The 25,289-nt window shown below is 56.5% G+C and carries 23 protein-coding genes; 5 read left to right on the forward strand and 18 right to left on the reverse strand.

Features of this window, described 5'->3' with window-relative positions; translation table 11 throughout:
- Positions 1-192: 192 nt before the first annotated feature.
- The 10 genes from AC2FLE_RS06345 to yajC form a co-directional block, all read right to left on the reverse strand.
- The gene (locus AC2FLE_RS06345) at positions 193-732 is read right to left on the reverse strand and encodes a DsbE family thiol:disulfide interchange protein (protein WP_142633094.1); all 540 of its coding nucleotides are present in this window, start codon (positions 730-732) and stop codon (positions 193-195) included.
- On the reverse strand, positions 725-883 hold the full coding sequence (gene ccmD / locus AC2FLE_RS06350; protein ID WP_185956600.1) for a heme exporter protein CcmD: 159 nt from the start codon (positions 881-883) through the stop codon (positions 725-727). The genes AC2FLE_RS06345 and ccmD overlap by 8 nt, the downstream gene beginning before the upstream one ends.
- Positions 880-1,653 (reverse strand): heme ABC transporter permease, encoded by a 774-nt coding sequence (locus tag AC2FLE_RS06355; RefSeq protein ID WP_142633092.1) that lies wholly within the window; start codon positions 1,651-1,653, stop codon positions 880-882. The genes ccmD and AC2FLE_RS06355 overlap by 4 nt, the downstream gene beginning before the upstream one ends.
- A gap of 61 nt (positions 1,654-1,714) precedes the next feature.
- Complete coding sequence (gene ccmB, locus AC2FLE_RS06360; protein ID WP_282021834.1) at positions 1,715-2,371, reverse strand: heme exporter protein CcmB; 657 nt, start codon at positions 2,369-2,371, stop codon at positions 1,715-1,717.
- The gene (gene ccmA, locus AC2FLE_RS06365; RefSeq protein WP_142633088.1) at positions 2,368-2,982 is read right to left on the reverse strand and encodes a heme ABC exporter ATP-binding protein CcmA; all 615 of its coding nucleotides are present in this window, start codon (positions 2,980-2,982) and stop codon (positions 2,368-2,370) included. The genes ccmB and ccmA overlap by 4 nt, the downstream gene beginning before the upstream one ends.
- A 113-nt stretch (positions 2,983-3,095) precedes the next feature.
- Positions 3,096-3,449, reverse strand: a complete 354-nt coding sequence (locus tag AC2FLE_RS06370; RefSeq protein ID WP_142635082.1) for an Mth938-like domain-containing protein — start codon at positions 3,447-3,449, stop codon at positions 3,096-3,098.
- Positions 3,450-3,458: 9 nt separating this feature from the next.
- Entirely contained in the window at positions 3,459-4,205 is a 747-nt protein-coding gene (locus tag AC2FLE_RS06375) for a sulfite exporter TauE/SafE family protein (RefSeq protein ID WP_496676192.1), read from the reverse strand.
- A complete protein-coding gene (gene secF / locus AC2FLE_RS06380; protein WP_496676195.1) occupies positions 4,198-5,172 on the reverse strand; it encodes a protein translocase subunit SecF in 975 nt (324 codons plus the stop codon). The genes AC2FLE_RS06375 and secF overlap by 8 nt, the downstream gene beginning before the upstream one ends.
- Position 5,173: 1 nt before the next feature.
- Positions 5,174-6,835, reverse strand: coding sequence for a protein translocase subunit SecD (gene secD, locus AC2FLE_RS06385; protein ID WP_142633082.1), 1,662 nt, complete (start codon positions 6,833-6,835; stop codon positions 5,174-5,176).
- Positions 6,836-6,868: 33 nt separating this feature from the next.
- Positions 6,869-7,156: a preprotein translocase subunit YajC gene (gene yajC / locus AC2FLE_RS06390; protein ID WP_142633080.1), complete on the reverse strand. Its 288-nt coding sequence runs from the start codon at positions 7,154-7,156 to the stop codon at positions 6,869-6,871.
- Positions 7,157-7,358: 202 nt separating this feature from the next.
- Between yajC and AC2FLE_RS06395 the strand changes: the two genes are divergently transcribed.
- Both AC2FLE_RS06395 and serS read left to right on the forward strand, forming a co-directional pair.
- Positions 7,359-9,020, forward strand: coding sequence for a mechanosensitive ion channel family protein (locus AC2FLE_RS06395; protein WP_496695870.1), 1,662 nt, complete (start codon positions 7,359-7,361; stop codon positions 9,018-9,020).
- Between the two features lie 72 nt (positions 9,021-9,092).
- On the forward strand, positions 9,093-10,385 hold the full coding sequence (gene serS / locus AC2FLE_RS06400; RefSeq protein ID WP_496695872.1) for a serine--tRNA ligase: 1,293 nt from the start codon (positions 9,093-9,095) through the stop codon (positions 10,383-10,385).
- A gap of 57 nt (positions 10,386-10,442) precedes the next feature.
- Here serS and AC2FLE_RS06405 read toward each other — a convergent pair whose 3' ends face one another.
- From AC2FLE_RS06405 to AC2FLE_RS06425, 5 genes are all read right to left on the reverse strand, one after another.
- Positions 10,443-10,982 (reverse strand): helix-hairpin-helix domain-containing protein, encoded by a 540-nt coding sequence (locus tag AC2FLE_RS06405; RefSeq protein WP_496692365.1) that lies wholly within the window; start codon positions 10,980-10,982, stop codon positions 10,443-10,445.
- Positions 10,983-11,020: 38 nt separating this feature from the next.
- Positions 11,021-12,007: a fatty acid desaturase gene (locus AC2FLE_RS06410; protein ID WP_496695873.1), complete on the reverse strand. Its 987-nt coding sequence runs from the start codon at positions 12,005-12,007 to the stop codon at positions 11,021-11,023.
- A gap of 165 nt (positions 12,008-12,172) precedes the next feature.
- A complete protein-coding gene (der, locus tag AC2FLE_RS06415; RefSeq protein WP_496695874.1) occupies positions 12,173-13,636 on the reverse strand; it encodes a ribosome biogenesis GTPase Der in 1,464 nt (487 codons plus the stop codon).
- A gap of 48 nt (positions 13,637-13,684) precedes the next feature.
- Positions 13,685-15,007: a PQQ-like beta-propeller repeat protein gene (locus tag AC2FLE_RS06420; RefSeq protein WP_496695875.1), complete on the reverse strand. Its 1,323-nt coding sequence runs from the start codon at positions 15,005-15,007 to the stop codon at positions 13,685-13,687.
- 38 nt (positions 15,008-15,045) lie between these two features.
- Positions 15,046-15,717, reverse strand: coding sequence for a hypothetical protein (locus tag AC2FLE_RS06425; protein ID WP_142633066.1), 672 nt, complete (start codon positions 15,715-15,717; stop codon positions 15,046-15,048).
- A 225-nt stretch (positions 15,718-15,942) separates the two neighbouring features.
- On the opposite strand from AC2FLE_RS06425, the gene AC2FLE_RS06430 reads away from it, so the two are divergent.
- Positions 15,943-17,175 (forward strand): efflux RND transporter periplasmic adaptor subunit, encoded by a 1,233-nt coding sequence (locus AC2FLE_RS06430; protein WP_271947728.1) that lies wholly within the window; start codon positions 15,943-15,945, stop codon positions 17,173-17,175.
- Positions 17,172-20,951, forward strand: coding sequence for an efflux RND transporter permease subunit (locus tag AC2FLE_RS06435; protein WP_496695876.1), 3,780 nt, complete (start codon positions 17,172-17,174; stop codon positions 20,949-20,951). The genes AC2FLE_RS06430 and AC2FLE_RS06435 overlap by 4 nt, the downstream gene beginning before the upstream one ends.
- Before the next feature lie 32 nt (positions 20,952-20,983).
- Here AC2FLE_RS06435 and AC2FLE_RS06440 read toward each other — a convergent pair whose 3' ends face one another.
- The 3 genes from AC2FLE_RS06440 to AC2FLE_RS06450 all read right to left on the reverse strand — a co-directional run bounded on the left by AC2FLE_RS06440 (position 20,984) and on the right by AC2FLE_RS06450 (position 24,579).
- Positions 20,984-21,388 (reverse strand): DUF2147 domain-containing protein, encoded by a 405-nt coding sequence (locus AC2FLE_RS06440; protein ID WP_496692368.1) that lies wholly within the window; start codon positions 21,386-21,388, stop codon positions 20,984-20,986.
- Positions 21,389-21,439: 51 nt separating this feature from the next.
- Positions 21,440-23,245, reverse strand: coding sequence for an ABCB family ABC transporter ATP-binding protein/permease (locus AC2FLE_RS06445; RefSeq protein WP_142633058.1), 1,806 nt, complete (start codon positions 23,243-23,245; stop codon positions 21,440-21,442).
- Between the two features lie 77 nt (positions 23,246-23,322).
- Positions 23,323-24,579: a LysM peptidoglycan-binding domain-containing protein gene (locus tag AC2FLE_RS06450; protein ID WP_496695877.1), complete on the reverse strand. Its 1,257-nt coding sequence runs from the start codon at positions 24,577-24,579 to the stop codon at positions 23,323-23,325.
- 126 nt (positions 24,580-24,705) lie between these two features.
- Between AC2FLE_RS06450 and AC2FLE_RS06455 the strand changes: the two genes are divergently transcribed.
- Positions 24,706-25,269, forward strand: coding sequence for an LOG family protein (locus AC2FLE_RS06455; protein ID WP_496695879.1), 564 nt, complete (start codon positions 24,706-24,708; stop codon positions 25,267-25,269).
- Positions 25,270-25,289: the final 20 nt, after the last annotated feature.

Below are 25,289 nucleotides of genomic sequence, written 5' to 3' on the forward strand. Positions count from 1 at the left end.
GAGCAAACTAAAAAGGGCGCCCGGTCGGGCGCCCTTTTGACGTTCCATTTGCGCCAGGATGCTGTGCCTGGCGTTTTCACCAACCTCCTACTTGGGTCTGCCCAACCAGAGGGGCTACGGTGACAGCACCAAGATGGATGATTGTGACCAGATCATTCAGAAGACTGGTGTTTCTTCCCTCACCCTGCCGCGTTAATCGGCCTTAGCCTTTTCCAAAGCGGGCCGAATAGTTCCTTCGATGACGCGCTGGGTAATCGGCCCAGCAAAGCGCAAGATAATGGTTCCGTCGCCGTCGACCACATAGGTTTCCGGTACGCCGTAAACGCCCCAGTCCAGCGCCATGCGTCCCTGTTCATCCCGGCCGATACCCGTATAGGGATCACCAAGTTCGTTCAGGAATGCCTCGGCATTTTCCAGCTTGTCCTTATAATTGATACCGTAGACAGGAATGCCTTCATCCGACAGAGCCTGCAGGTTCGGGTGTTCTACCCGGCAGGGCGCGCACCAACTGGCCCAATAATTCACAAGCTTGATCTGTCCATCGCGCAGCGTTGCGTCGTCAAATTGTGGCTTGCCTGCAAAATCTGTTAATACAACCGGTGGCGCGGTTTGGCCCTCACGGGCCGAGGGCAAAGCGTTTGGATCATCACGGAACATGCCAATACCGGCAAGTACAGCAAAGGCACCAAATATCAACGGAGGCGCAATCATCAGGGGCGAGATCTTAGCCATTGCGCTTTATCCTCTGTTCAACTTTTTCCAGTTCAGCCTGGCTCTTGCGGCCCCGCATCACGCTGACCAGAACCAGTGCCAGCAAAAGCCCGATGGAAACCACATAGGACCAGAGCACCGTATCGGCATATTTTCCAAGATCAGGGATCATCCGTTTGCCCTTTCCCGCGCCAGCAGAGTCTTGGTCCGACGCGTGCGAATTTCAGTACCCGTGCGGTAAAGTACCAAGGCGATGAACAACAACACGAACCCGACAATGCACAGCAGCAGAGGATAGAAATAGATATTGCTGACCTTCTCTTCAGTATCCGCTCCAGTCACAGCACCAGCCCGCAGGACAGAAGCGCCCTGATGCAGCCCCTGATTCCAGAAATTCACTGCATAACGGCTGAGGATAGCAAAGACCGACCCCACCAGACACAGGATCGAGGTCAGATCGGCAGCCGTATCAGGGTCTTCGATCGCCTCCCACAAGGCGACATAGCCCAAATAGAAGAGGAACAGGATCAGGAATGAGGTCAGACGTGGATCCCAGGCCCACCAGGTGCCCCACATGGGCTGCCCCCAAATCGCCCCGGTTGCCAACGCAATCAATGTCATCACGATACCCACAGGTGCGGCCGCGCGCGCAGCCAGCGCACTGACATGATGACGGCGAACCAGCCAAACCAGAGAGGTCGCCAGCATCATAAGCCAGCAGTTAATCGCCATCAGCGCGGCGGGCACATGCAGGTAAATGATCTTGACGGTCGATCCCTGCTTGTAATCATCGGGTGTGAAGAAAAATCCCCACACCAGACCAATGACGATGCAAACCAAAGCCGCGCCCCAGAAGAACGGCATCACCCGTTCACTGGTGGCAAGAAACTTGCGCGGATTGGCATATTCCCAGAGGGTATTGGCTTTGGCTGCGATAGACATGGGCCTTATCTAGTCCGAGTCGGGTTCATTCTCAATTGACATCCGTCAAAGTTACACTGTGTCACCGTAGGTTAATGCGCAACACGGCGGCGCTGGCAAAAGGTAACAGGGCAATCGTCGCCGCAGTGATCCCAGCCAGCATCAACAAGGGTGTCTGCGTTTCCATTCCGGTTGCGCCGCGGCGCGCGACTTCGGCCCCGAAGATCAATGTCGGTACATAAAGAGGCAGCACAAGAAGCGACAGCAGCAATCCGCCGCGTTTCAAGCCGACCGTAAGAGCAGCACCAAAGGTTCCGATGACACTCATCGCGGGCGTGCCAATCAAAAGTGAGACGACAAGCCAGAAAAAGCCGGGCAAAGGCAGATTAAGCAGAACGCCCAGGAAAGGCGCGGCCAGAACCAGTGGCAAGCCCGTGGTCAGCCAATGCGCCAAAGACTTGATCGTTACGACCGCTTCTAACGGCAGGGGCGCCGTCGCCAATAGGTCGAGCGAGCCGTCCTCCCAGTCCAGCGCAAGCAGCCGGTCAAGTGACAGAAGGCAGGCCAAAAGTGCCCCCAGCCATAGCACGCCAGGTGCAATCGTGGACAACAACGCGGATTGCGGGCCAACTGAAAAAGGCACCAGCACGGTGACGATAAGAAAAAACGCCAGGCCAAGGCCAAACCCTCCGCCCGCACGGAAGGCCAGTTTCAAATCACGTAATAGCAGGGCGATCACAGGAAACCTCCGTCGAGATCATCGACAGGTTTCGGTTTAGCCTTGTAGGGCCCCACATCCAGGACCTCTCCGTCCAGACCAAGGTCGATATGGGTGGCAATCAGGGCAGACCCACCCTGCCCCAGATGCGCGCGCACCGCGTCAGCAAACATCTGCACTGCATTCTTATCCAGCGACACTGTGGGCTCATCCAACATCCAGATGGGTCGTTCGGTGACCAACATCCGCGCCAACCCCAATCGACGTTTCTGGCCTGCCGACAGATTGCCTGCATGGCGATCCGACAGCTCAGTCAAAGCAAACGCATCCAGGGCCGGTTGAATGCTGTGACTGCCGAAGACCTGCGCCCAGAACGACAGGTTTTCCACCACGGTCAGAGTCGGCTTGAGTCCGTCGGAATGTGAGGCATAGGCGATCCGGTCCTCAGCCCCGTCGATCTGCCCCTCAAGCGGAGGCTGCAGGCCCGCCAGCGTTCGCAGCAGCGTTGTTTTACCGATCCCGTTCGGCCCGCGCAGGATAAGCGCCTTTCCGGGCTCCAGCGAAAAGCTGAGATTTTCCAGCACAGGAACGCCCCCTCGGGCGATCGACAGGTCGGTCACGGTCAATGTCATGAATCCCGCTTATCCTATTGCCGTCAGAGGCAAAAGGCGGGATTTGCCGCAGCATACCGACAGCAACGTATTTGGGTGGCATCTAAGCGCAAGGCCAGAGGAAAAGAATCCGATCAGACCGGTAGCAGCGCCAGCGCAATACGGCGCCCTTCGGATAACAGGATATTGTATGTGCGGCACGCGGACGGAGAGTTCATGATCTCAACCCCGATCCCCGAATCTTCCAAGGCGGCGCGCAGATCAGAAGGAATATGGGCCAGCTCAGCGCCGGTTCCGATAAACAGCACATCGACCTGACCCGCCAATTTCAACAGACCATCCCTGTCGTCGTACCCGCCCCATTTCGCTGATCCTGCAGGGCCGGTCAGCACCGACCCGTCATAGACCTGACCACCGATGCGGAAAAACCCAGGACCATATCCGTCAACAGGGGCCGCATTGTCATAAGAGATTTCATTCATACGCATAGGAGGCATCTAGCCCCAAAGCGGTAGGCCCGACAAGGCTGCAAGCGCTATCGCCAGATACGCAGCGGCACGATACAGCTTTTCCCGCTCGGGCCGGAACATCCAACCACCCAGCCAATTACCAGCCAGATTGGGGACCGCCAGAGCCAGACCCAATATCACAGCAGGCAGCGTAATACGGTCCATGCCAGTCAGGTACCCGAGCAGCAGAAAATCAAAGGCGAACAGGTATAACAGGATCGTCGCACGGATCACGGCCACGGGCAGAGGTCGAGACATATAGAACAAGATAACGGCCGGTCCCGGCAGGCCCGCGACACCGCCCAAAAACCCACCAGCGCCTCCTATTCCCAAAACCATTTTGCGGCTGACATGACCGTGATAGCGCAGACCGAACACCAGAATAGCCAGCATAAGAAACGCCAACAGGCTAACGGTATAGCGAAATACATGTGGATCGACCGTGGTCAGCAACCACAGCCCCAATGGCAGAGCGAGTGCGCACCCTCCCACCAGACGGACCAGATCACCCCTGTCGACCTCGCGCCAGGCCCGGCGAAGGTTGGGCAGCGGGCCCAGAATATCCATGATTGTCAGGCAGGTCAGCGCCTTGAAAGGATCAAGGAATGGGGTTGCGATAGGCAGGAAAATCAGGGCGGTTCCAAATCCGGAAAAGCCGCGCACTACACCGCCAAGAAAGGCAGCAAATACTATGATGGCCAGCCCTGTGGGGGACTGGCCAAAATACTCAGGCATCGATGTTGGCAAACTGGTTGCCAGAAGTGTTTGATGGCTTGGACCAGTCGCGCTTGACGCCCAGCCACAGCAGGATGGTTGATGCCACAAAGACGGACGAATAGGTACCTACGATCACACCCCAGATCATAGCAAAGACAAACCCGCGGATCACATCCCCGCCCAGAACATAGAGCGAAATCAACGCCAGCAAGGTGGTGACAGAGGTCATGACTGTCCGGCTGAGCGTTTCGTTGATCGAAAGGTTCAGAACCTCTTTCAGGTCCTTCTTCTTGTACTTCCGCAAGTTCTCGCGCACCCGGTCGAACACGACCACCGTATCATTCAACGAATAGCCCACGATGGTCAGCAGCGCAGCGATGATCGCCAAATCAAAGCGGATCTGCAGTTCGGAAAAGATGCCGATAGTCAGGATGACGTCATGCACCAGCGCAGCGACAGCCCCCAGCGCAAACTGCCATTCAAACCGCAGCCAGATGTAGACAAGCACCGCCCCAATGGCGAGCACCACCGCGATCACGGCGGTCTGGATAAGCTCTCCCGAGACTTTGGGTCCAACAGATTCGACGCTTTCGAAGGGCAGTTTCAACCCAGGGTCCGCTGCGGCAAGAGCTTCACCAATTTGTTTAATCGTGGCCGCATTGACAGCCTCAGCATCATCCTGCGCCTGAATGCGGATCATCGCGACATGTTGATCTGGCCCGAAGCTCGGATCGAAAATCTCGGTGATCGTCACGTCGCCAAGTCCAAGCGGCGCAATAGCGTCACGATATGTGCCGACATCGATTTCCTGCGCGCTTTGGGTCCGAATGGTGGTCCCTCCACGGAAATCAATGCCGAAGTTCAGGCCCTGCAGCATGAAGGACGTAAACGCGACAATCATCATCAAGGCCGAGATACCCAGCCAGATCTTCCAACGACTGAAGAAATCGAACGAGGTATTCTGGGGTACGAGTTTCAGTCTCATGTCAAACCTCGATCGTTTTCGGACGGCGGCGTTCGAACCAAATCACGATCATCAGGCGCGTCACGAAGATCGCGGTGAAGACCGAGGTCAGAATACCCAGACCCAAAGTGATTGCGAACCCGCGCACTGGCCCGCTGCCCATAGCAAACAGGATTACAGCGGTAATGAAGGTGGTCACGTTGGCGTCCAGAATGGCCGACAGCGCTTTTTCATAACCCAGCTCAATCGCGCGGGCAGGACCTTTGGCAGATTTCAGTTCCTCTCGGATACGCTCGAAGATCAGTACGTTGGCATCCACCGCCATACCTACCGTCAGAACGATCCCCGCGATCCCAGGCAGGGTCAACGTCGCCCCAATCAGGGAAAGCAGACCGAACAACAGGCCAACGTTGATGATCAGCGCAATATTGGCGAAGATACCAAACAGGCCATAGCTGAGCGCCATGAATGTCAGCACCGCGACAAAGGCCACGATGGTTGCCACCTTACCCGCGTCGATACTGTCCTGGCCCAGCTCGGGACCGATGGTTCTTTCTTCCAGAAACTCCAGCCCGGCGGGCAGTGCCCCTGCGCGCAACAGGACAGCCAGATTTGTACTTTCCTCAACGGTGAAATTACCGGTGATGATACCAGACCCACCGGGGATATGACTTTGGATCACCGGGGCTGAGATCACTTCGTCATCCAGTACGATGGCAAAGGGTGCCCCGATGTTTTCCAGCGTGTAATCACCAAATTTGCGCGCACCTGAGGTGTTAAAGCGGAAACTCACCGCCGGGCGGCCATTCTGGTCAAACGCGGGCTGCGCATCGACCAGTTCCTCGCCCGTTACAACAGGCGCGGCATCCAACGTGTAATAGACGCCATTTTCGTCAATCGACGGCACCACCTCTTCGCCAACGCCCGCTACCGCATCGGGGTCGGTTCCGCGCCCAACGACGGGGTTAAAGGTCAGTTGCGCGGTCGTGCCGATGATCTCTTTCAACTCTCCTGCGCTGCCGATACCTGGCACCTGGATCAGGATACGGTCGGTGCCTTGCCTTTGGATGGTCGGCTCGCGGGTGCCCACCTCGTCAATCCGGCGGCGAATGATTTCCAGCGATTGACGCACGGTGCGGTCGTCTGAGGCCAGCTTCTCGGCCTCAGAAAGTTGCACAATGATCGTATCACCTTCGGCGCGAGCCTCGATATCCGTGGCCCCTACACCGCTGAGGGTCTGCACCTGACGGGCCAGACCGCGGACAACCTCCAGCGCGCGGGACATGCCCTCGGGCTGACTGATGCGAAGGCGAATCTCAGCAGGCGCCGAGTCCTGGCGACGGATGGTGCCCACGGTGGCACGTTCGTCCCGCAGCGCATCCCGAATTTCGGGCCACATGGCGTCCATGCGGGATTCGTAGACGTCACCCACCCGAACTTCGGCCAAAAGATGCGCGCCACCACGCAGATCCAGCCCTAGATTGACCAGCGACGACGGCAGCCAGTTCGGCCATTGCGCCGCCTCGGCCTGCATTTCAGGAGTGTCGACGCCAAGCTCAATCGCCGCCTTGGCGTCATTGGATTGTTCAACGCGCGTATAAAACGCATTCGGCAGGGCCATCAGCAAGCCAGTCACGCAGACCAGCCAGATCAGAACCCGCTTCCAGGTATCAATTTGCAGCATTACCCTGCCTTTTCAAGGGATTATATCGCGAAGTTACTTCGCCGGCTCAGTCTTGTTCAGAACCTGCGAAATGGTCGATTTAACCACGCGGACTTTGACTCCCTCGGCGATTTCAACTTCGATCTCGTTGTCGCCTTCTTTGACCTTGGCCACTTTTCCAATCAGCCCACCCTGGGTAACGACCTGATCGCCCCGGCGCACGGCCTCGACCATGGCTTGATGTTCCTTCATTTTCTTCTGCTGTGGACGGATCAGCAGGAAATACATGATCGCAAAAATCAGGATCAGCGGGAGAAACTGGGCGATTGCGCCACCTTCCATGGGATATTCCTTTTGGTTTGGTACTGCGAAAATGCTCCGCAAATTTTGCGAGAACCTATTCTCTGAACCACCTGTTTGCAAGGAATGGCAGCACAGGTTTTTACAATGATTGGCTCATAATGATCAAAGAAATACACCGGGGTCGCAGATCGGTCCTTTGATCCGGGCTCGGCTGGGATATAGTTGGCCGGCAGGAGGACCGATGATTCAATTAATCCAAACGCTTGGCACGCTTTCGCGCATCTGGTTCACGCTTGTCTGGATTATGTTCAGCACAGCGATGGCGCTAGCACAGGATGCGCCAATCGAAACGCCTGAAACCTCTGAACAATCAGAGAATTTCAAAGCGCCGGTCATCATCGACGGCGAAAGCCTGTTTTTCCTGCGCGGATCCAGCGCCCTGCCCGCGCCCGAACGGGCCGAGACCGTTCAGAACAACATTATTCAAGTGGCCCTGTCCTCGGAAAATCCCGAAGTTACTGTCACTTATGAGGATACGGAACTGGGCACGCGTATTCTGGTTGATGGCGTGCCGGTATCGACGGTCACCGTCGCCGATGCCGAAATGGACCAGATGGAGCTGGACGTCATCACCTATCTCCATGGCTCGGCCATCCATGATGCGATTGTCGCTTACCGCGCAAACCGAACCGAACAGGCGCGTGTATCCGGCGCGCTTGAGGCTTTGGGCTGGACGCTGGGGTTTGCCGTATTCATCGCCTTTATTCTGTGGCTGCACCGGCGCATCAGACGGCGTACGCTGAAATTCGTATCGCGCCATCTGAAGGACGTGGAAACGGCAACAGCCAAAAGCGTTCAAGCCGAAGCCATTGCAGCCCTCGTCAGTTACGGTCTGAACTTCATATTGCTGGTCGTCTTCTTTCTGGGCTTTTACTACTACCTGTCTTTTGTTCTGCTTTCCTTTGCCGAAACCCGGTATTTCGCTCAGCTGTTGCTGACCTATCTGACCGAACCGGTTCTGCTGATCTTCAAAGGAGTGGTCAGCTATATCCCCAACCTTATCATGCTGGCGCTGATCGCCTGGTTGGCGATGTATATCATCAAAGGGATGCGCGTGTTCTTTGACGCGGTCGAGGCCGGCACATTCGAACTGGGCGATTTTGAAAGCCATTGGGTAAACCCGACATTCAACATTGCCCGCGTTTTGGTCATCCTGATCGCATTGGTGTTTGCAGTACCCTATATCCCAGGCTCGGATTCCGCAGCGTTTCAGGGGCTGACTATTCTGGTGGGTGCGATGCTATCGCTTGGCGCGAATTCGGTGGTCTCCAACATGCTGGCTGGGCTGTTTGTGATCTACCGCCGCTCAACCTCGATCGGCGATCGCATCCAGATCGGCGACCACATCGGCGACGTTGTACGGATCAAGCTGATGGAGACCCACCTGAAGTCGATCAAGAACGAGTTGATCTCGATCCCAAATGCGCAGTTGATGAATTCGGATGTGATCAACTTTTCAAAGAAAACAGATGGTAGCGGGCTGTTGCTGCATACGACTGTTGGTATCGGCTATGAGGAGCCTACGGAGAAGGTCGAAGCGATGCTGATCGAAGCCGCGCGCCGAACAAAGGCAATCAAGGCAAAGCCAGAACCATTCGTTTTGTGGACCGCTCTGGCCGACTATGCGATCAATTATCAGATCAACGGCTATACTACGCGGGGCAGCATCATCCCGAAAATTCGGTCAGACCTGCATCGCAATATTGTGGCTGTGTTCAATGAGAACAATGTGCAGATTATGACCCCGTCTTACATCGCCGATCCACCCGAGCCGAAAATCCCCACTGAAGGCTGGGATGGCCATCTGGCACATGAAGCACACGAGGGAACGGATAAGTCGTAACCGGTGCTACACCCTGCCTTTCATATGGTGCATAAGCAGGTTCAGTGATTCACGCATTTAAGGACCTGAACCATGCACGACATCCGCGCCATACGCGAAAACCCAGCCGCTTTCGACGCCGCCCTTGCGCGCCGTGGGGACGCGCCGGTGTCGTCGGACCTGTTGCGCCTGGACGAAAGCCGCCGTGCCAAGATTCTGGCCGCCGAAACCGCTCAGGCCGAGCAGAACAAAGCCTCTAAAGAGGTGGGCGCGGCCAAGGGGCGTGGCGATGAGGTCGAGTTCGAGCGCTTGCGCGCGCTGGTCGCCGAGAAAAAGGCCGAGATTGCCCAGATGCAGACCGAGGCCAAGGATCTGGACGCCCTTCTGACCGATCAACTGATCCGCATCGCCAACCTGCCCGCCGAAGATGTGCCCGAAGGCGCGGATGAAAACGACAATGTCGAAGTCAACCGCTGGGGCACTCCGCCCACGCTGGATTTTGCGCCCAAAGAGCATTTTGAGATCGAAGCCGTCCAGACCGGTATGGATTTTGAGACCGCCGCGAAACTGTCCGGCTCGCGTTTTGTGCTGCTGTCCGGTGGCGTAGCCCGCATTCACCGCGCATTGGCGCAGTTCATGCTGGACACACATATCAACGAAAACGAACTAACCGAGGTCAACGGCCCGGTTCTGGTTCTCTCCGAAATGATGCAGGGCACCGGGCAACTGCCGAAGTTTGGCGAAGACAGCTATCAGACCCGTGAAGGCTGGTGGCTGATCCCGACCTCCGAAGTGTCGCTGACCAATATCGTCAATGAAACGCTGATCGAAGAAAGCTATCTGCCTCGCCGCTATACCGCGCATTCCCTGTGCTTCCGGTCCGAGGCTGGCAGCGCTGGCAGAGACACCCGTGGGATGCTGCGCCAGCACCAGTTCGAAAAGGTCGAGATGGTCTCGGTCACCCATCCGGACAAATCGGATAAGGAACAAAAGCGCATGTTACGCTGCGCCGAAGGTATTCTGGAAAAATTGGGCATACCCTATCGCACCGTGATCCTGTGTACGGGCGACATGGGCTTTGGCGCGCGCCGTACCTATGACATCGAGGCGTGGTTGCCCGGACAGGATACCTATCGCGAGATCAGCTCGGTCTCGACTTGTGGTGATTTTCAGGCCCGCCGCATGAACGCGCGGTTCCGCCCCGAAGCGGGTGGCAAACCGGAATACGTCCATACACTGAACGGCTCCGGTCTGGCTGTCGGTCGTTGCCTGATCGCCGTGCTGGAAAATGGTCAGAACGCAGATGGTACCGTGACCTTGCCCAAGGTTCTGGCCCCCTATCTTGGCGGTAAACTGACCTTACAGCGGGACGGCACGCTGGTATAAGAAAACCGGCGCTAACCAACTGCGCCGGTCCTGAGAAAATCAAAAGGTGGAGGAGGTCTACTTCTTCGCCTTTTTCTTATCTTTTTTCTTACTCTTCTTCTTGCCGACTTTCTCTTTGGCGTCCTGTTTCTTTTGATCTTTTTTCTTGTCGTCCTTTTTGGACTTTTTATCCTTTTTGGCTTTGGCTTTCACCTTGTCCTTTGCCTTTGAGAATGCGGCCTCCATTTCCAGCAGCTTTTTGGCAGCTTTCTCAGCCTTGGCTTTTGCCTTGGCCTTTTTTCGCGCTTTGGCTTCAGCAGCGGCTTTCTCTTCAGCAGCCTTCTGGGCGGTTTCCTCAGCCCGCTTCCGGGCGGCGGCAGTAACGCCCTTCCGAGCAGCTGGGCGCTTGGTTGCCGCGCGCGCAGTCGTGGTTTTGGCTGAAACAGCTGCTTTCGCCGCCGCTATAAGAACCGGTGCCCGTGCCACACCAATGCGGGGAACTTTGACGAGCTCTGCGGGTTTCGCGCTCGCAAGGTCTTCTGCGGTCTTGAAGCCATTGGCAATCAACGCTTGCCCAAGCACCTCGCCTACCCCCTTAACATCGGTCACTGCAGTCATCAAAGTTCCCTTCCTTCTCACATCATTGCGGGTATCGGCTAGCTGCTATGGGCCAGCCCCCGGGATTGATCTTTGGGCGGGAAAGGCACAAGCCGTTTAGTGTCCTCATCCCAAAGTTTCAGATTCAAAGCCGCTACCGCCTCGGGGAATTTGATCCGACGCGGCGTATACTCGGACGGCAGGTTATAGTGGCATTCCCGCAGCCGGTAAGACGGGATGCGCGCGTTGAAGTGGTGTATGTCGTGCAATGTGATGCAGGCCACCGCATTATCAAACCACCAGCCGAAATCCAGCGCCGACGACCCCTGCAGCGCGGCCAATTTCGGATCCAGATCTGGGCGACGGTCCCAGTATGTGTCTTCGAAATTATGCTGAAGATAGACTAGGAAAACTCCCAGCATCCCGCCAAGGAAGGAAAAGGCCACCCAAACCAAAATACCGGTCGCACCGGCGATCAGATACAGCAGGCCCAGGAAAATCAGGATCGACAGGTTGTGCAGCAGCACGCCTTTGACGCCGAACCGCATCGTATTCTTGGGCCAGCGGTAGCGAATGAAATAAGTAAACAGTGCTCCGACCGGTACCAGCACAAACGGGTTGCGGTATAGGCGATAATACAGCCGCGACCACCAGTTCGCCGCATTCCATTCCCTCACGGTCATGGTATGAATTTCGCCGGTCTCACGATGTTCCAGATTGCCGATGCCGGAATGATGCAGGTTGTGGTTTTGCTTCATCACTTCGAATGGAGCGAAAGTGAACGGGGAAAGCCCATGCCCTGCCCATTCATTCTGTGCACGCGTTTCAAATAGCGAATGATGCCCGCAATCGTGCTGCAGCACGTAAAGGCGAACAGCGGAAAACGCGAAAACCACCCCGGCAGGCATCATGACGTACCAGCGGTCCACATAGATGATGGCTAATGCCAACGATGAGAAATAGACCGCGAAAGTCCCAAAGTAGCTGATCGCGGCCAATCCATTGTCCTGAACCGCGTATTGACGTGTGTATTCTCTCAAATCCATTCCGTCGGCTCCCCACAATGGCCCGTTGCAATGTGATTCTAAAAATGGGTGCGGTCTTCCCGCAAACAAGCGACACGCTTGGAAACAAAAGCGCGCCAGCGAATGCTAGCGCGCCATCAAAGGGCTGTCACGCCCCGAGATGAAAAATGCAACAGATTGGCGCAGTTACGCGCGTCCCTTCAAATGTTTGGCCAAGGCACCTGCGTTTTTCTTACGCCGTCCCTTATAAGGGTTCTTGTCTCCCTGTCCGCGCAAGGTCAGTCGGATGGGGGTCCCGGGCATATCGAAACTCTCACGCAGGCCGTTGACCAGATAACGGTTATAGCTTTCAGGCATCTTGTCGGGGTGCGAACACATAACCACGAATCCAGGGGGGCGGGTTTTGGCCTGAGTCATATACCGCAGCTTGATCCGGCGACCCTGCGGCGCTGGCGGCGGGTGCTGTTCCAGCATTGCGATCAACCAACGGTTCAAAGCAGCAGTCGGCACACGGCGGTTCCAGATATCATGGGCGCGTAGGATAGCAGCACGCAGGCGCTCAAGCCCCCGCCCTGTTTTGGCGGAAACCGTGACCAGTGGCGCGCCGCGCAACTGCGGCAGAAGACGTTCGAACGATTCTTTCAGATCGCGCAGTTTTTCCTGCTTGTCCTCTTCGATATCCCATTTGTTAATGGCGACAACTACGGCTCGGCCCTCGCGTTCGGCCAGATCCGCGATGCGCAGATCCTGCTGTTCAAACGGAATCGCCGCATCCAGCAACACCACCACAACCTCGGCAAATTTTACTGCACGCAAACCATCCGATACAGAAAGCTTCTCTAGTTTTTCCTGTACCTTGGCTTTTTTGCGCATCCCCGCAGTATCGAAGATCCGCATCGGTGTGCTTTCACCCTCGGGGTCGGCCCAGTCGATCCGCAGGCTGATTGCATCGCGTGTGATCCCAGCCTCGGGTCCGGTCAACAAGCGATCTTCGCCAACGATCTTGTTGATCAGGGTGGATTTTCCGGCATTCGGGCGACCAACAACGGCAACTTGCAACGGCTTGGCGTCGGTGATCAACGGGGTTTCGGCTTCGCCGTCTTCATCAAGCTCGATATCGGTTACGGGCGCTTCTTCGATCGCTTTTTCCGCAGCAGCATCCGCCAGAGGCATTAGATGTGCGTAAAGATCGGTCATCCCCTCGCCATGTTCACCCGACAGGCGGACCGGCTCGCCCAGACCCAGATTATAAGCTTCGAGCACACCGGCATCAGCCGCCGAACCTTCGGCTTTGTTGGCCGCAAGGATCACGTGCTTCGATCGTTTGCGCAGAATCTCGGCAAACATCTCATCTGTGGGCGTCAACCCCACACGCGCGTCGATCATGAACAGGCACACATCAGCCATGTCCACGGCGCGCTCGGTCAGGCGTCGCATCCGGCCTTCAAGGCTGTCGTCTGTCGCATCCTCAAGACCCGCCGTATCAATAACGGTAAAGCGCAGATCGCCCAGACGCGCTTCGCCTTCGCGCAAATCGCGCGTAACACCTGGCTGGTCGTCGACCAATGCCAGTCGTTTGCCGACGAGGCGGTTGAACAAAGTGGATTTGCCCACATTGGGGCGCCCCACGATAGCGAGGGTCAGGGACATGTTACTCAACTTTCAAGACTCAGACGCGCCCTTTAGCGCATCTTGTCGTCAACGGAAAGCGTGCAGTTCACCTTTGGTCGAAACGACGTACAAGGTTTGCCCGGCAACAACTGGCGCCGTAGTGGCACCGCCGGGAACCTCGACGCGGTGAACCAGCGTGCCGTCGAGCGGGTTATAGAACCTTAGATAACCATCGTTCGATGCAACAACGATACGCCCACCAGCCATGATCGGCCCGTAATGCGCATAGATTGCGCCACGCCGACCAGGCTTGTCCTTGACGAATCCAGGCAAGTCCTGCGCCCACACGATCGAGCCATCCGAGGCATCCAGACGCACCAACTGACTGCGGTCACTAATCAGGAAGATGCTGTTTCCAGCCGGCCAAACCGTATCAACGGCGCCTTCATCCGCGGTCCATCTCCGCTCACCCGAAGTGGAATCGAATGCCACGGTGCGGCCCGAATGGTTGCCGATATAGATGGTATCGCCGACCACCATCGGGCCGCCTGTTACGTCAACGATCTGTGCTGCGGCGCGCCCGCGACGCCCACCAGCAACCGACGCGTTCCAGCGGCGAATACCACCTCTGCGGAACGTTGCAGCAATATCGCCCGAGCCAAATGCAAACACCGAGAAATCCGAGGCAATCACCGGCGCAGGCGCGCCCAACACATTGCCGACGCTTGGGGTGCCCTGAACCTGCCAGAGGATGCGCCCATCTTTTGTATCAATCGTCCATCCGGTTTCATCTCCGGCGACAAGATACAGCAGGCCATCATTGATCAGAGGTGAGCCGCTGCCCGTAGCATTCAGGCGCTTTTGCCAACGAATGGCACCGGTTTTGCCATCCAGAGCGGTCAGGCGACCAAAACCAGAAGACACATAAAGAACGCCATTAGCATAGGCCAATCCACCGCCGGTCGCATCTGAATCCCCGTCAGTGCCGGGCAGGAGATTTGTGCTCCAGGCAACCTGCCCCTGCGGTGAGACCGCTGAAACGGTCGCGCCGGAATCCAGCGTGTAGATCAAGCCACCTGCAACGACCGGTTCGGCCGTGATGCGCTGCTTGCGCGAATCTCCATCACCGATCGAGGTGGACCACAGTTTCTGCGGCGTATTGCGCAAAGAGGCATTTGTCGTCCGATACGCCGCGGTTCCCGGGCTTTGTGACCAGTTGGCATTGGCCGTCTGGGCAGGAAGGCTGATTGGCTTGGCTCCCTGGGTCTCAACCGTTTCATTGTCGGATGTGGGTCGGATGTCCTCACGAGCTCCGGGCAGGATGACTTCGGGCTCCTGACAAGCCGCCAGCAATGTCAGGGAAACAACCGCGACCGGCAACCCAATACGGGGGAAGAGACTAATCACCATGATACTCCGAACTTGCCTGTCATTTATTTTCTACCGGTTCAGCTTTGCCGTGCGACCAGCGGTTCCGGTTCACCACCCAGCGCAACAATCAACTGTGTTGCGCGTTGCTGCAGATCTACGCCGATTTCAGCGTCCTGCCGCATTGCCTGCAAACGGGAAATGGCGGCATCGACTTGACCTTCGGACACTTCGATCAGTGCCAGTTGCTCCTCTGCCAGCAACCGCAATGGGGCTCCCGGCACGGCCAGCGCTTCGAATTGCTGACGCCGGTCTGCTACCGGCATTGTCTCGCTTTGCAGCAGCAAAGCCTTGAAGGTCGCGATGGCCCGGTAAATTTCAGGCAGATCACCCTGAACCGCAATGGCGTTCAGACTCTCAACAGCGCCCTGCCCGGACTCGATTTCGGTCTGCGAGGCAGAAAGCAGCATCTTTACAATCGCATCTCCACCGGGTGTTGGTGCAGGTACCAAGGCAAGATCATCGGCACGATCGGCGGACTCATTCTGTGCCATAGCGGCCAGAATCGCATCTCCCAGATCCTGTGCCTGACTGGTTGCGCGCGCCTTGCGCAGTTCGTTGAACGCGGCACCACCAACGATCAGAACAACCGCCACTACGCCAACCCAACCCCAACGGCGCAAAAGCAAGAACAGACGGTCGCGGCGCACCTCTTCGGTCACCTCATCAATGAAACTGTCGACGTCGCTCATCCCTGCTCCCCGGGCTTGTGTTCTGTGATATTGGGCAATGTCATACCCCGCTGCCATTGCCAAGCCAAGGGTCCGATTTCATACAATTCCCCCACCTGCGGATACCCTTGCAGAAAAAAGTGAACCGAACTATTCAGTTTAGTGTGGAAAAGATGAGGCCCCGCCCCCATTTCTAAGCATGCGCGCCGAGGGACAGTCGGCAAAGAATTCTGGGAGAGACCCTGTATGCGTTTGATTTCATTCGTAAACGCCTTTTTGGTGATTGTTGCCTTGTTCTATTTGGTATTCGAAAGGGATGCATTATTAGCATTCGCCGGCCGCGATGATTCAAACCCGGGCACTACGTCCGAGGCAGAATCTTCTGAAATTCCCGCAGAGGATCGGCACGTAATCCGTGTGGTTGCACAGCGCTCTGTCGCCCGCGAAGTAGACAGTGCAGTGACTCTGCGTGGACAAACCAGAGCAAATCGCGAAGTCGAAGTTCTGGCCGAAACGACGTCAACTGTCGTATCAGAACCCAAGCGCAAGGGCAGTTTTGTCGAAGCCGGTGATTTGTTATGTGAGCTGGATCCAGGCACCCGTCCGGCAAGCCTGGCCGAAGCAGCAGCCGCCAAGCTTGAAGCCAAAAGCCGGGTGCCCGAAGCCGAAGCGCGTCTGCTGGAAGCACATGCGCGCGTGGCCGAAGCCGAAATCAACTTGAAAGCCGCACGAAAGCTATCAGAGACCGGTTTTGGGTCGGAAACCCGCAGGATTTCCAGCGAGGCAGAAATGAGTACAGCCCAGGCTGGTATCAAAAGCGCCGAAGCCGGGCTGGAAGCAACACGTGCCGGTATCGAAGCGGCATCAGCCGAAGTCGAGGCCGCCGAACGTGAAATCGAACGCCAGACGATCGAAGCTCCATTCAAGGGTCTGTTAGAAAGTGACACAGCTGAGCTTGGAAGCCTTATGCAACCAGGGTCGCTGTGTGCGACTGTGATCCAGTTGGACCCAATCAAGTTGGTCGGGTTTGTTCCCGAGGCAGATGTAAACCGGATCATCGTAGGGTCCGAGGCTTCGGCCCAGCTGATCTCGGGGCTTCAGGTCTCTGGGCGGGTCACATTCCTTAGCCGGTCGGCCGATGAGACCACCCGGACCTTTGAGGTCGAGATTACCGTTCCTAACCCCGACCTGACAATTCGGGACGGTCAGACTGCGGACATCCGAATCTCGGCTGAAGGGACCAAGGCACATCTGCTGCCTCAGTCCGCACTGACGCTGAATAACGATGGCAAAGTTGGTGTACGGACCGTTGGAAATGGGAACATTGTGGATTTCCTTCCGGTCACTTTGTTGCGCGACACCTCCGAAGGTGTCTGGGTTGACGGGTTGCCGGAAACGGCGGACATCATCATTGTCGGGCAAGAATTCGTGACTCGCGGCGTGATGGTTGAGCCAACTTATCGGGATGCAGTGCAATGACCGGAATAGTAAGCTGGGCCGCTGGCCGAGCCCGAATGGTTCTGGCATTTATCGCGATTTCCTTGATCGTAGGTGGATACGCCTATGTTGGCCTGCCGAAAGAAGGTGAGCCGGATATCGAAATCCCTGCGCTTTTCGTCTCGGTTCAGTTCCCCGGCATTTCCGCTGAAGACTCGGAAAACCTGCTGGTCAAGCCGATGGAAACCGAGCTGGCTGATCTGGACGGTCTCAAAGAAATGACGTCGACGGCTGCCGAAGGCTATGCCGGTGTCGCGCTGGAATTCGATTTTGGATGGGACAAGACGGCGATCATGGCCGATGTCCGCGACGCCATGAACAGCGCCCAGGCCGACTTTCCTGAAGGGGCTGAGCAATATACCCTGACCGAGATCAACTTTTCTGAATTCCCTATTGTGATTGTCAATCTGACCGGGGCTGTTCCTGAAAGAACAATGGCCCGCGTCGCCAAAGACTTGCAGGATGATCTGGAAGCATTGGATTCCGTGCTTGAGGCAGGGATAGCTGGCAATCGAGACGAATTGCTAGAGGTGATCATCGACCCGCTGCGGCTGGAAGCGTATAACGTTACCGCCGCCGAGCTGATCAATGTTGTTCAGAACAACAACCAGCTGATCGCCGCTGGTGAGGTGGAAACCGATCAAGGCACCTTCTCGGTCAAGATCCCTTCGTCTTTCAAGACCGCCCAGGACGTGTATGACCTACCCGTCAAGGTCAATGGCGACCGCGTCGTGACCATGGGCGAGCTGGCGCAAATCAACTATACTTTCGAAGATCGCGAAGGCACCGCCCGCTTCAACGGCGAGGCCACCGTGGCACTGCAGGTCGTCAAACGCAAAGGCTATAACCTGATCGACACGGTCGACGAGGTCAAAGCCTCTATCGCAGCGGCCCAATCCAAATGGCCAGCCGAGATGCAGGCGGCGATCAAACTGGGCACCTCGAACGACCAGAGCCGGATCGTAGGGTCGATGGTCAGCCAGCTTGAGGGTTCGGTTCTTACCGCTATTGCGCTGGTTATGATTGTCATTCTGGCCTCGCTTGGGACCCGTGCCGCCCTGCTGGTGGGTTTTGCGATTCCAACCTCATTCCTGCTGTGCTTTGCATTCCTTGCGGTGATGGGGGTCAGCATTTCGAACATCGTCATGTTCGGTTTGATTCTTGCGGTCGGAATGCTGGTCGACGGGGCCATCGTGGTGGTTGAATATGCCGACAAGCGGATCAACGAGGGCGTGGGTCCCATGCATGCCTATGTCGAAGCCGCACAACGGATGTTCTGGCCGATCGTATCCTCGACAGCTACGACATTATGCGCCTTCTTGCCTATGCTCTTTTGGCCCGGCGTTCCGGGCGAATTCATGGGGATGCTGCCAGTTACGCTGATATTCGTTTTGTCGGCGTCGTTGATCGTTGCATTGATCTACCTGCCCGTGATGGGCGGCGTTTCCGGCCGCCTCAGCCGCGTGTTTGACCGGTCGTCGAACTGGCTGAGGGCGCGAACAGCCTGGTGGGTTCGGGCAGCGATGGTTCCCCCGTCGTTATACCTGATCTTCCTGGGGGCGATGCAGACACTGAACCCAGACTACCTGGTCGATTCAGGTAGTTCGGTTCTTGGAATGATCCTGTTCATGCTAGGTGCGTTTGCCGGGTCGGTCACCCTGAGCGCGGCAAAAATCGAACGCGCCCCGGTTGAGCATGTGCAGACCAGCCGCGAACACACACGCTTTGGGCATGTGGTGAAATTCCTTGTGGGCAACCCGATCATGCCGATTGTATCAATTGTGGTGATTGGCCTTGCTGTAGCTTCAGTCATGACCGCATTTGGGAAAAACAACCGCGGTGTTGAATTCTTCGTTGAAAGCGAACCAGAGCAGGCCACGGCCTATGTCCGAGCGCGCGGCAATATCTCTTTGGCCGAAAAGGACCAGATGGTACTCGCCGCAGAAGAGATTATCAGTGCGCACCCGGCTGTTATCAACGTTTTTGCATTCGCTGGTGAAGGTGGTTTGGACACCGGTGGACCCGGTGGCCAATCCCCGGCTGATACCGTTGGTCAGGTTCAGTTCGAAATCATCCCTTGGGAAGACAGACCGAACGTCTCGGAACCGATTTTCGGAGGATTGTTGGACCGGCACACAGTAGCGCCAGACTATGACGGCGACTATGTTCTGGAAGAGTTGAACAGGGAACTTGCGCAGCTACCGGGCATCATCGTTGAGACCTTGCCGCTTGAGCAAGGGCCAGGCTCTTCCAAACCTGTCCATCTGCGGATCAAGGCCGATGGCTGGCAAGAGCTGACATCAGCCACTTTGGCCGCACGTGAGGCATTCGACGCCACCCCGGGCCTTATTAAGATCGAGGACACGCTGCCCCTGCCCGGTATCGATTGGCAGATTGACGTTGATGTCGCCAAAGCAGGCCGGTTTGGCGCAGACGTAGCCACCGTCGGTGCGATGGTACAGCTTGTTACGCGTGGCCTTTTGCTGGGCGAAATGCGCCCGGACAACGTGGATGATGAAATCGAAATCCGTGTTCGCCTGCCTGATCAGGATCGTGTCTTGTCAACGCTTGATACGCTCAAGGTCCGCACGGTCGATGGTTTGGTGCCACTGTCCAACTTTGTCTCGCGCAAACCAGTCGCCAAACTGGCCGAAATCAACCGTGTCGATCAGGAACGTTATTTTGACGTGAAGGCGGATGTTGAGCCCGGCCTGAGCAATGTTGTGGTCACAGGACCGGATGGGGCCGATCAAAGATTGGCAGTGGTGCGTGAACTCGCAGAGAATGAAAGCCCCACAGCTAGCGCATTGGCATTTCCCGATGGGACTCAGTTCGAACTAATCATGCTGACCGAGGCAGAAAGCACCGATGATTTGCGCACGCGGATCGAATCCGGTGACGCGCGCACCAGTCTGATTAACCCGAACGAACGGATTGTTGTGTTGACTGAATGGCTGGAAACCGATCCTTTTGGCAGTACCGTCAGCTGGACATGGACAGGTGATCAGGAGGATCAGGCCGAATCCGGGGCGTTTCTTGTGAATGCCTTTATGGGCGCGTTGGGGCTGATGTTCGTTATTCTGCTCGCGCAGTTCAACTCGTTCTACAATTCGATCCTAGTTCTGCTGGCCGTGGTACTGTCCACAACAGGTGTTCTGATCGGTATGATGGTGATGCAACAGCCCTTCTCGATCATCATGACAGGAACGGGTATTGTGGCTCTGGCGGGGATCGTGGTGAACAACAACATTGTTCTGATCGACACCTATCAGGAATATAGCCAGTACATGCCAAGGATCGAGGCGATCATACGCACCGCCGAGGCACGCATTCGTCCGGTTCTGTTGACCACACTCACCACGATGGCTGGCCTTACCCCGATGATGTTCGGGCTGTCGCTGGACTTTATCAACGGCGGGTATTCGATCAACAGCCCCACAGCGCTGTGGTGGAAACAGCTGGCAACCGCAGTTGTCTTTGGCCTTGGTATCGCGACGGTACTGACGCTGATCGTGACGCCTTCGCTTTTGGCTATGCGGGTCTGGGTGACAACCTATGCCATCTGGTTGGGTAAGATTTTGGCCCGCGCTACAGCAGGAAAATCCAGCCAGGTGGCGCTGGATATGGCCATCGGTAAAGCCGCGATGAATGCTCAGGCAACCGAAATGGTCTGGGATGATGAGCTGCGTACCGACGATCCGAGCGCTGACAGTTCCGGGAAAGAACCGACCGGTTCACCGCTGAAAGCAGCCGAATAAAGAGCAACAGGGTTGGGCAATCCAGCCCTGTTTTACTCGCGCGTCCAGGTTTGATGCGCACAAATGTGATGTTCACACCCTTTGACCATCAGAGTGTCACCCTTCAGCGTCATTTGCGGAACTGCATCAACATCCACTAACGGCACCCAGAATTCACCCCCGCCATATTTACCACCGCCTTGGCTGCCGACATCCCAGAACAGTTTCTTTCCGATATTCGGCGTCTGTACTGCTTTTCCGCTGGCGTCATATGCAGATAAAATCTGACCACAGAACTTGTCACCGCAGGCTGTAATTTTGATGTCAGAGACGAGGTTCTTCCGGTCCGGCTCGGTCTTCCAAATTCCAATGATGGGGTCTCCAAGCGCATAGACCGGTGTAAGTGTGGCAACTGCCGCTATGGCTGGCACAATGAACTTGCGGAAATATTTATGCATAACAAAACCTCAGATGAGTGATCTGTAGTGTAACATAGTTTGGGCCGCCTATCAGGCCGCCTGCATATCCGATTGCTGGCGATTCCAAAGCTGGGCATAACGCCCCTCACGTTTCAGCAACTCATCATGCGTGCCTTGCTCCAGGATTTTGCCACGCTCTAGCACTACAATACTGTCTGCCTCGGCGATTGTGCTCAGGCGATGGGCAATCGTCAGAACCGTACGCCCCTCGCCCGCATGGGCCAAAGCATCCTTGATGTCTTGTTCGGTATCTGTGTCCAGCGCCGATGTCGCCTCGTCCAGCAAAAGGATCGGCGGGTTTTTCAGCAGCGTTCTGGCAATACCGACCCGCTGCTTTTCCCCACCCGACAGCTTTAGCCCGCGCTCACCGACTGTCGTGTCATAGCCTTCGGGCAACGTGACTATGAAATCGTGGATCTGGGCAGCCCGGGCGGCGGCTTCGACATCTTCCTGCGTGGCCCCGTCGCGTCCATAGGCAATGTTGTAGCGAATGGTATCGTTAAACAGCACGGTATCCTGTGGCACCACTCCGATTGCCGCGTGCAGGCTGGTCTGCGTGACATCGCGCACATCCTGCCCATCAATTTTCAGCGCGCCCCCGGTGACATCGTAGAACCGGAACAGCAACCGACCGATGGTGGATTTACCCGACCCCGTCGCACCCACAATCGCTACGGTTTGGCCCGCAGGAATGGTTAGGGAAACACCTTTGAGAATTTCCCGCTCAGCATCATATCCGAATTGTACATCATGCAAGGTAACCTCACCCCCTGTTACATCCAGATCCGGTGCATCGGTCTTGTCGACCACTTCGGCGGGTTGTTCCAACAGGTCAAACATCTGGCCCATATCGACCAGAGATTGGCGGATTTCCCGATACACAGTACCCAAAAAATTCAGCGGTACGGTAATCTGGATCATATAGGCGTTGACCATAACGAAATCGCCCACGGTCAGCGTCCCGGCCTGCACCCCGATGGCTGCCAAGACCATCACACCGATCAATCCGCAGGTGATCAGAAAGGACTGCCCGAAATTTAGAAACGCCAGAGAATACGCCGTCTTGAGAGCCGCCCCCGCATAGGCTTTCATTGACACATCATACCGTTCAGCTTCACGCGTTTCGGCATTGAAATACTTGACGGTTTCAAAATTCAGCAGGCTGTCGATGGCGCGCTGGTTCGCCTCGGTATCCTGATCATTCATCTCGCGGCGCAGTTTCACGCGCCACTCGGTCACCGCAAATGTGAACCAGATATACAGCGCGATCGTTGCCGCGACGACCACCAGATACCAGACATCAAACAGCCACATCAGAATGATCGCAACAAGCAGCAGTTCAAGGATCAAAGGCCCGATGGAAAACAGCAGGAAACGCAAGAGGAACTCGACCCCCTTTACGCCGCGCTCGATAATACGGCTCAGACCGCCCGTGCGCCGCGTCACGTGATAGCGCATCGACAACTGGTGGATATGCTGGAAAGTCTCCAATGCCAGTGCGCGCAATGCTCGCTGCCCGACAGGAGCAAAGGCCGCATCCCGCAACTGCTGCAAACCAACAGTCATCATGCGCGCGACACCATATGCCACCGTCAACCCAACAGCACCCAGCGCAACGGGGGGAACGCCCTCGCCCGCCAGGCTATCAACCGCGCCTTTGTACAAAATCGGGGTGTAGACCGCGATCAACTTGGCCAGAACCAACATGCCCATTGCAATCAGAACGCGGCGCTTTACCCAGGGTTCATCCTCGGGCCAGAGATAAGGCGCAACTTTCCGGATTGTACGCCAGCCAGAGCTGCGCGCGTCCAATTTTGGGATATTGTCGGAATTCATCGGGGCTACTCGTCTCTTCACGTACCGGAACTGCGGTCAGAGAGTGCCCCTGACCCCGGAAGGTCAGAGGTACAGGATTATTCCGGAATGGTGAATACCTGCCCCGGATAGATCAGATCCGGGTCGCGGATCGCGCCTCGGTTGGCCTCGAACAGTTTGACATACAAGACACCATCGCCAAATCGTTCCCGAGAGATAGCCCAAAGCGTATCACCCTTTTGTACTGTAACCGAACGGATGGCCGGTGTTTCCTGAGAGGGTGCTGGCCCATCGTCCACTTCGGCCACGCTCAGAACTTCTAGAGGCTCACGCTTGAACGGGGTTTCCAGACGGCTTTTAACCGTGCCGTCCGAGGCTACCTCATCCACACGCAACGTATACACACCGGGATCAATGCCTTCGATCTCGCTGCGCCATTTTCCATCATCCGTGGGCTGCATATCAGCGACCAGTTGGTTGTCCAGGTACACGCGTACCGCGGAACCATCAGCTACGCGGCCGGTCAGCTCGACCTCACCCGTGTCTGAATACCCGATCGTATCCAACGCAACCTGATCAGGTTCGGTGCTCTGAGGCGTTGCAGGTTGGACAAGCTCGACCCCGTCTTCCCCCGATCGCAGGATCGCAACCTGTTGTCCTTGCGTGGAATCTGTCGTTTCTTCAGAAGATGTGTCGTCGGTTTGAGCGACCTGCCCCGCCTCGGTTTCATCGCCGCCTGCGGATTCGTCGGCTGCGGTGGTTTCTGCAGTATCGACCGATGCGACCTCTGGTTCAGGTTCGGGCAATGCAGCAATCAGATAGTCATCAGAGCGTACAGGTTGATCGACTCCATCGGTTTCCAGCGTCAGACCGCGTGCGGCGGTGGAAAACGGGATCGACACGAATTCGGCAAACTGCCCGCTGTCATCAACGGTAAAGCTGTGAACTGCCTCACCGTCCAGCAATACCCGCACCTTGGCGCCGGGTTCTGCATTTCCGGACAGAACAGCATTCCCGTCAGGCTCCACGAAGATCTGATCCAGGGCCGGAGGCGTAACTTCGGCAACATTTTCAGCCGGTTCAGCGGTCTCGTCAGCCTCTTCGGTCGGAGCCTCGGCTGCTGCCGTATCCGTATCAGTCGCAGCATCGGCCTGCGCGGTTTCCTCGGAGTCAGAGGCAACAGAGGTGCTCTCGGAGGCATCCTCAGCCACATCTTCCTGCGCTGTTGGGTCGAGAGGCGTGCCGTTAAACGCGCCGGAAAAATATGCGCCGCCGACGCCCAACAGAACCAGCAAACCGGCGATCACCCCCCAGGTGAAAGATCTGGGGCTCTCGCTTCCCGAATTGGAATCCATACTCTTCCTTTCACTCCGCAGCGCAAATGCCTTATCTACAACGCATTCTGCCTGACGGTTGAGCCAATCTATCAATACCGCTATCACGGGTCAAAACCCCAGATACAACCCCGGAGAAGCCTCTCGATGTCTCAGAAATCCGTCTGTGTGTATTGCGGGTCACGCAATGGCGCCCAAACCAGCTATTCCGACGCCGCCCGGACCTTTGGCCAGCTTCTGGCGCAGGAGGGCTGGCGACTGGTCTATGGTGCTGGCGATGTGGGCCTGATGGGCGAAGTTGCGCGCGCAGCGCAATCCGCCGGAGGCGACACATTCGGCGTAATTCCCGTTCACCTGTTAAAGCGCGAGATCGGCAAGACCGACCTGACCCGTTTCGTGATTACCGAAACGATGCACGAGCGGAAAAAGGTCATGATCATGAACGCCGATGCCGTGGTCGTCCTGCCAGGTGGTCCGGGTTCACTGGACGAATTGTTCGAAGCCCTGACATGGCGACAGTTGGGTCTGCACGACAAGCCCATTCTGGTCATGAATGTTGATGGATATTGGGATGCTCTGCATGATCTTGTGCAGCAGGTCATCGGCCAGGGATTTGCGGACACATCTCTGGCCGATTTCATAACGTGGGTCGACAGCCCGGAAACGGCGATGTCGACCCTGAGGGCGATGCTGGTCCCGCATAAGGGCTAGTCGGGCAGTATGGTCCGTCC

It is taken from the genome of Ruegeria sp. CDSA077 (assembly GCF_059612265.1).

Excerpts from the sequence above, each read along its gene's own strand:
- AC2FLE_RS06345 (WP_142633094.1), bottom strand. The coding sequence starts at position 732 with ATGGCTAAGATCTCGCCCCTGATGATTGCGCCTCCGTTGATATTTGGT.
- ccmD (WP_185956600.1), bottom strand. The coding sequence starts at position 883 with ATGATCCCTGATCTTGGAAAATATGCCGATACGGTGCTCTGGTCCTAT.
- AC2FLE_RS06355 (WP_142633092.1), bottom strand. The coding sequence starts at position 1,653 with ATGTCTATCGCAGCCAAAGCCAATACCCTCTGGGAATATGCCAATCCG.
- ccmA (WP_142633088.1), bottom strand. The coding sequence starts at position 2,982 with ATGACATTGACCGTGACCGACCTGTCGATCGCCCGAGGGGGCGTTCCT.
- AC2FLE_RS06370 (WP_142635082.1), bottom strand. The coding sequence starts at position 3,449 with ATGCGTATGAATGAAATCTCTTATGACAATGCGGCCCCTGTTGACGGA.
- AC2FLE_RS06375 (WP_496676192.1), bottom strand. The coding sequence starts at position 4,205 with ATGCCTGAGTATTTTGGCCAGTCCCCCACAGGGCTGGCCATCATAGTA.
- secF (WP_496676195.1), bottom strand. The coding sequence starts at position 5,172 with ATGAGACTGAAACTCGTACCCCAGAATACCTCGTTCGATTTCTTCAGT.
- secD (WP_142633082.1), bottom strand. The coding sequence starts at position 6,835 with ATGCTGCAAATTGATACCTGGAAGCGGGTTCTGATCTGGCTGGTCTGC.
- yajC (WP_142633080.1), bottom strand. The coding sequence starts at position 7,156 with ATGGAAGGTGGCGCAATCGCCCAGTTTCTCCCGCTGATCCTGATTTTT.
- AC2FLE_RS06395 (WP_496695870.1), top strand. The coding sequence starts at position 7,359 with ATGATTCAATTAATCCAAACGCTTGGCACGCTTTCGCGCATCTGGTTC.
- serS (WP_496695872.1), top strand. The coding sequence starts at position 9,093 with ATGCACGACATCCGCGCCATACGCGAAAACCCAGCCGCTTTCGACGCC.
- AC2FLE_RS06405 (WP_496692365.1), bottom strand. The coding sequence starts at position 10,982 with ATGACTGCAGTGACCGATGTTAAGGGGGTAGGCGAGGTGCTTGGGCAA.
- AC2FLE_RS06410 (WP_496695873.1), bottom strand. The coding sequence starts at position 12,007 with ATGGATTTGAGAGAATACACACGTCAATACGCGGTTCAGGACAATGGA.
- der (WP_496695874.1), bottom strand. The coding sequence starts at position 13,636 with ATGTCCCTGACCCTCGCTATCGTGGGGCGCCCCAATGTGGGCAAATCC.
- AC2FLE_RS06420 (WP_496695875.1), bottom strand. The coding sequence starts at position 15,007 with ATGGTGATTAGTCTCTTCCCCCGTATTGGGTTGCCGGTCGCGGTTGTT.
- AC2FLE_RS06425 (WP_142633066.1), bottom strand. The coding sequence starts at position 15,717 with ATGAGCGACGTCGACAGTTTCATTGATGAGGTGACCGAAGAGGTGCGC.
- AC2FLE_RS06430 (WP_271947728.1), top strand. The coding sequence starts at position 15,943 with ATGCGTTTGATTTCATTCGTAAACGCCTTTTTGGTGATTGTTGCCTTG.
- AC2FLE_RS06435 (WP_496695876.1), top strand. The coding sequence starts at position 17,172 with ATGACCGGAATAGTAAGCTGGGCCGCTGGCCGAGCCCGAATGGTTCTG.
- AC2FLE_RS06440 (WP_496692368.1), bottom strand. The coding sequence starts at position 21,388 with ATGCATAAATATTTCCGCAAGTTCATTGTGCCAGCCATAGCGGCAGTT.
- AC2FLE_RS06445 (WP_142633058.1), bottom strand. The coding sequence starts at position 23,245 with ATGAATTCCGACAATATCCCAAAATTGGACGCGCGCAGCTCTGGCTGG.
- AC2FLE_RS06450 (WP_496695877.1), bottom strand. The coding sequence starts at position 24,579 with ATGGATTCCAATTCGGGAAGCGAGAGCCCCAGATCTTTCACCTGGGGG.
- AC2FLE_RS06455 (WP_496695879.1), top strand. The coding sequence starts at position 24,706 with ATGTCTCAGAAATCCGTCTGTGTGTATTGCGGGTCACGCAATGGCGCC.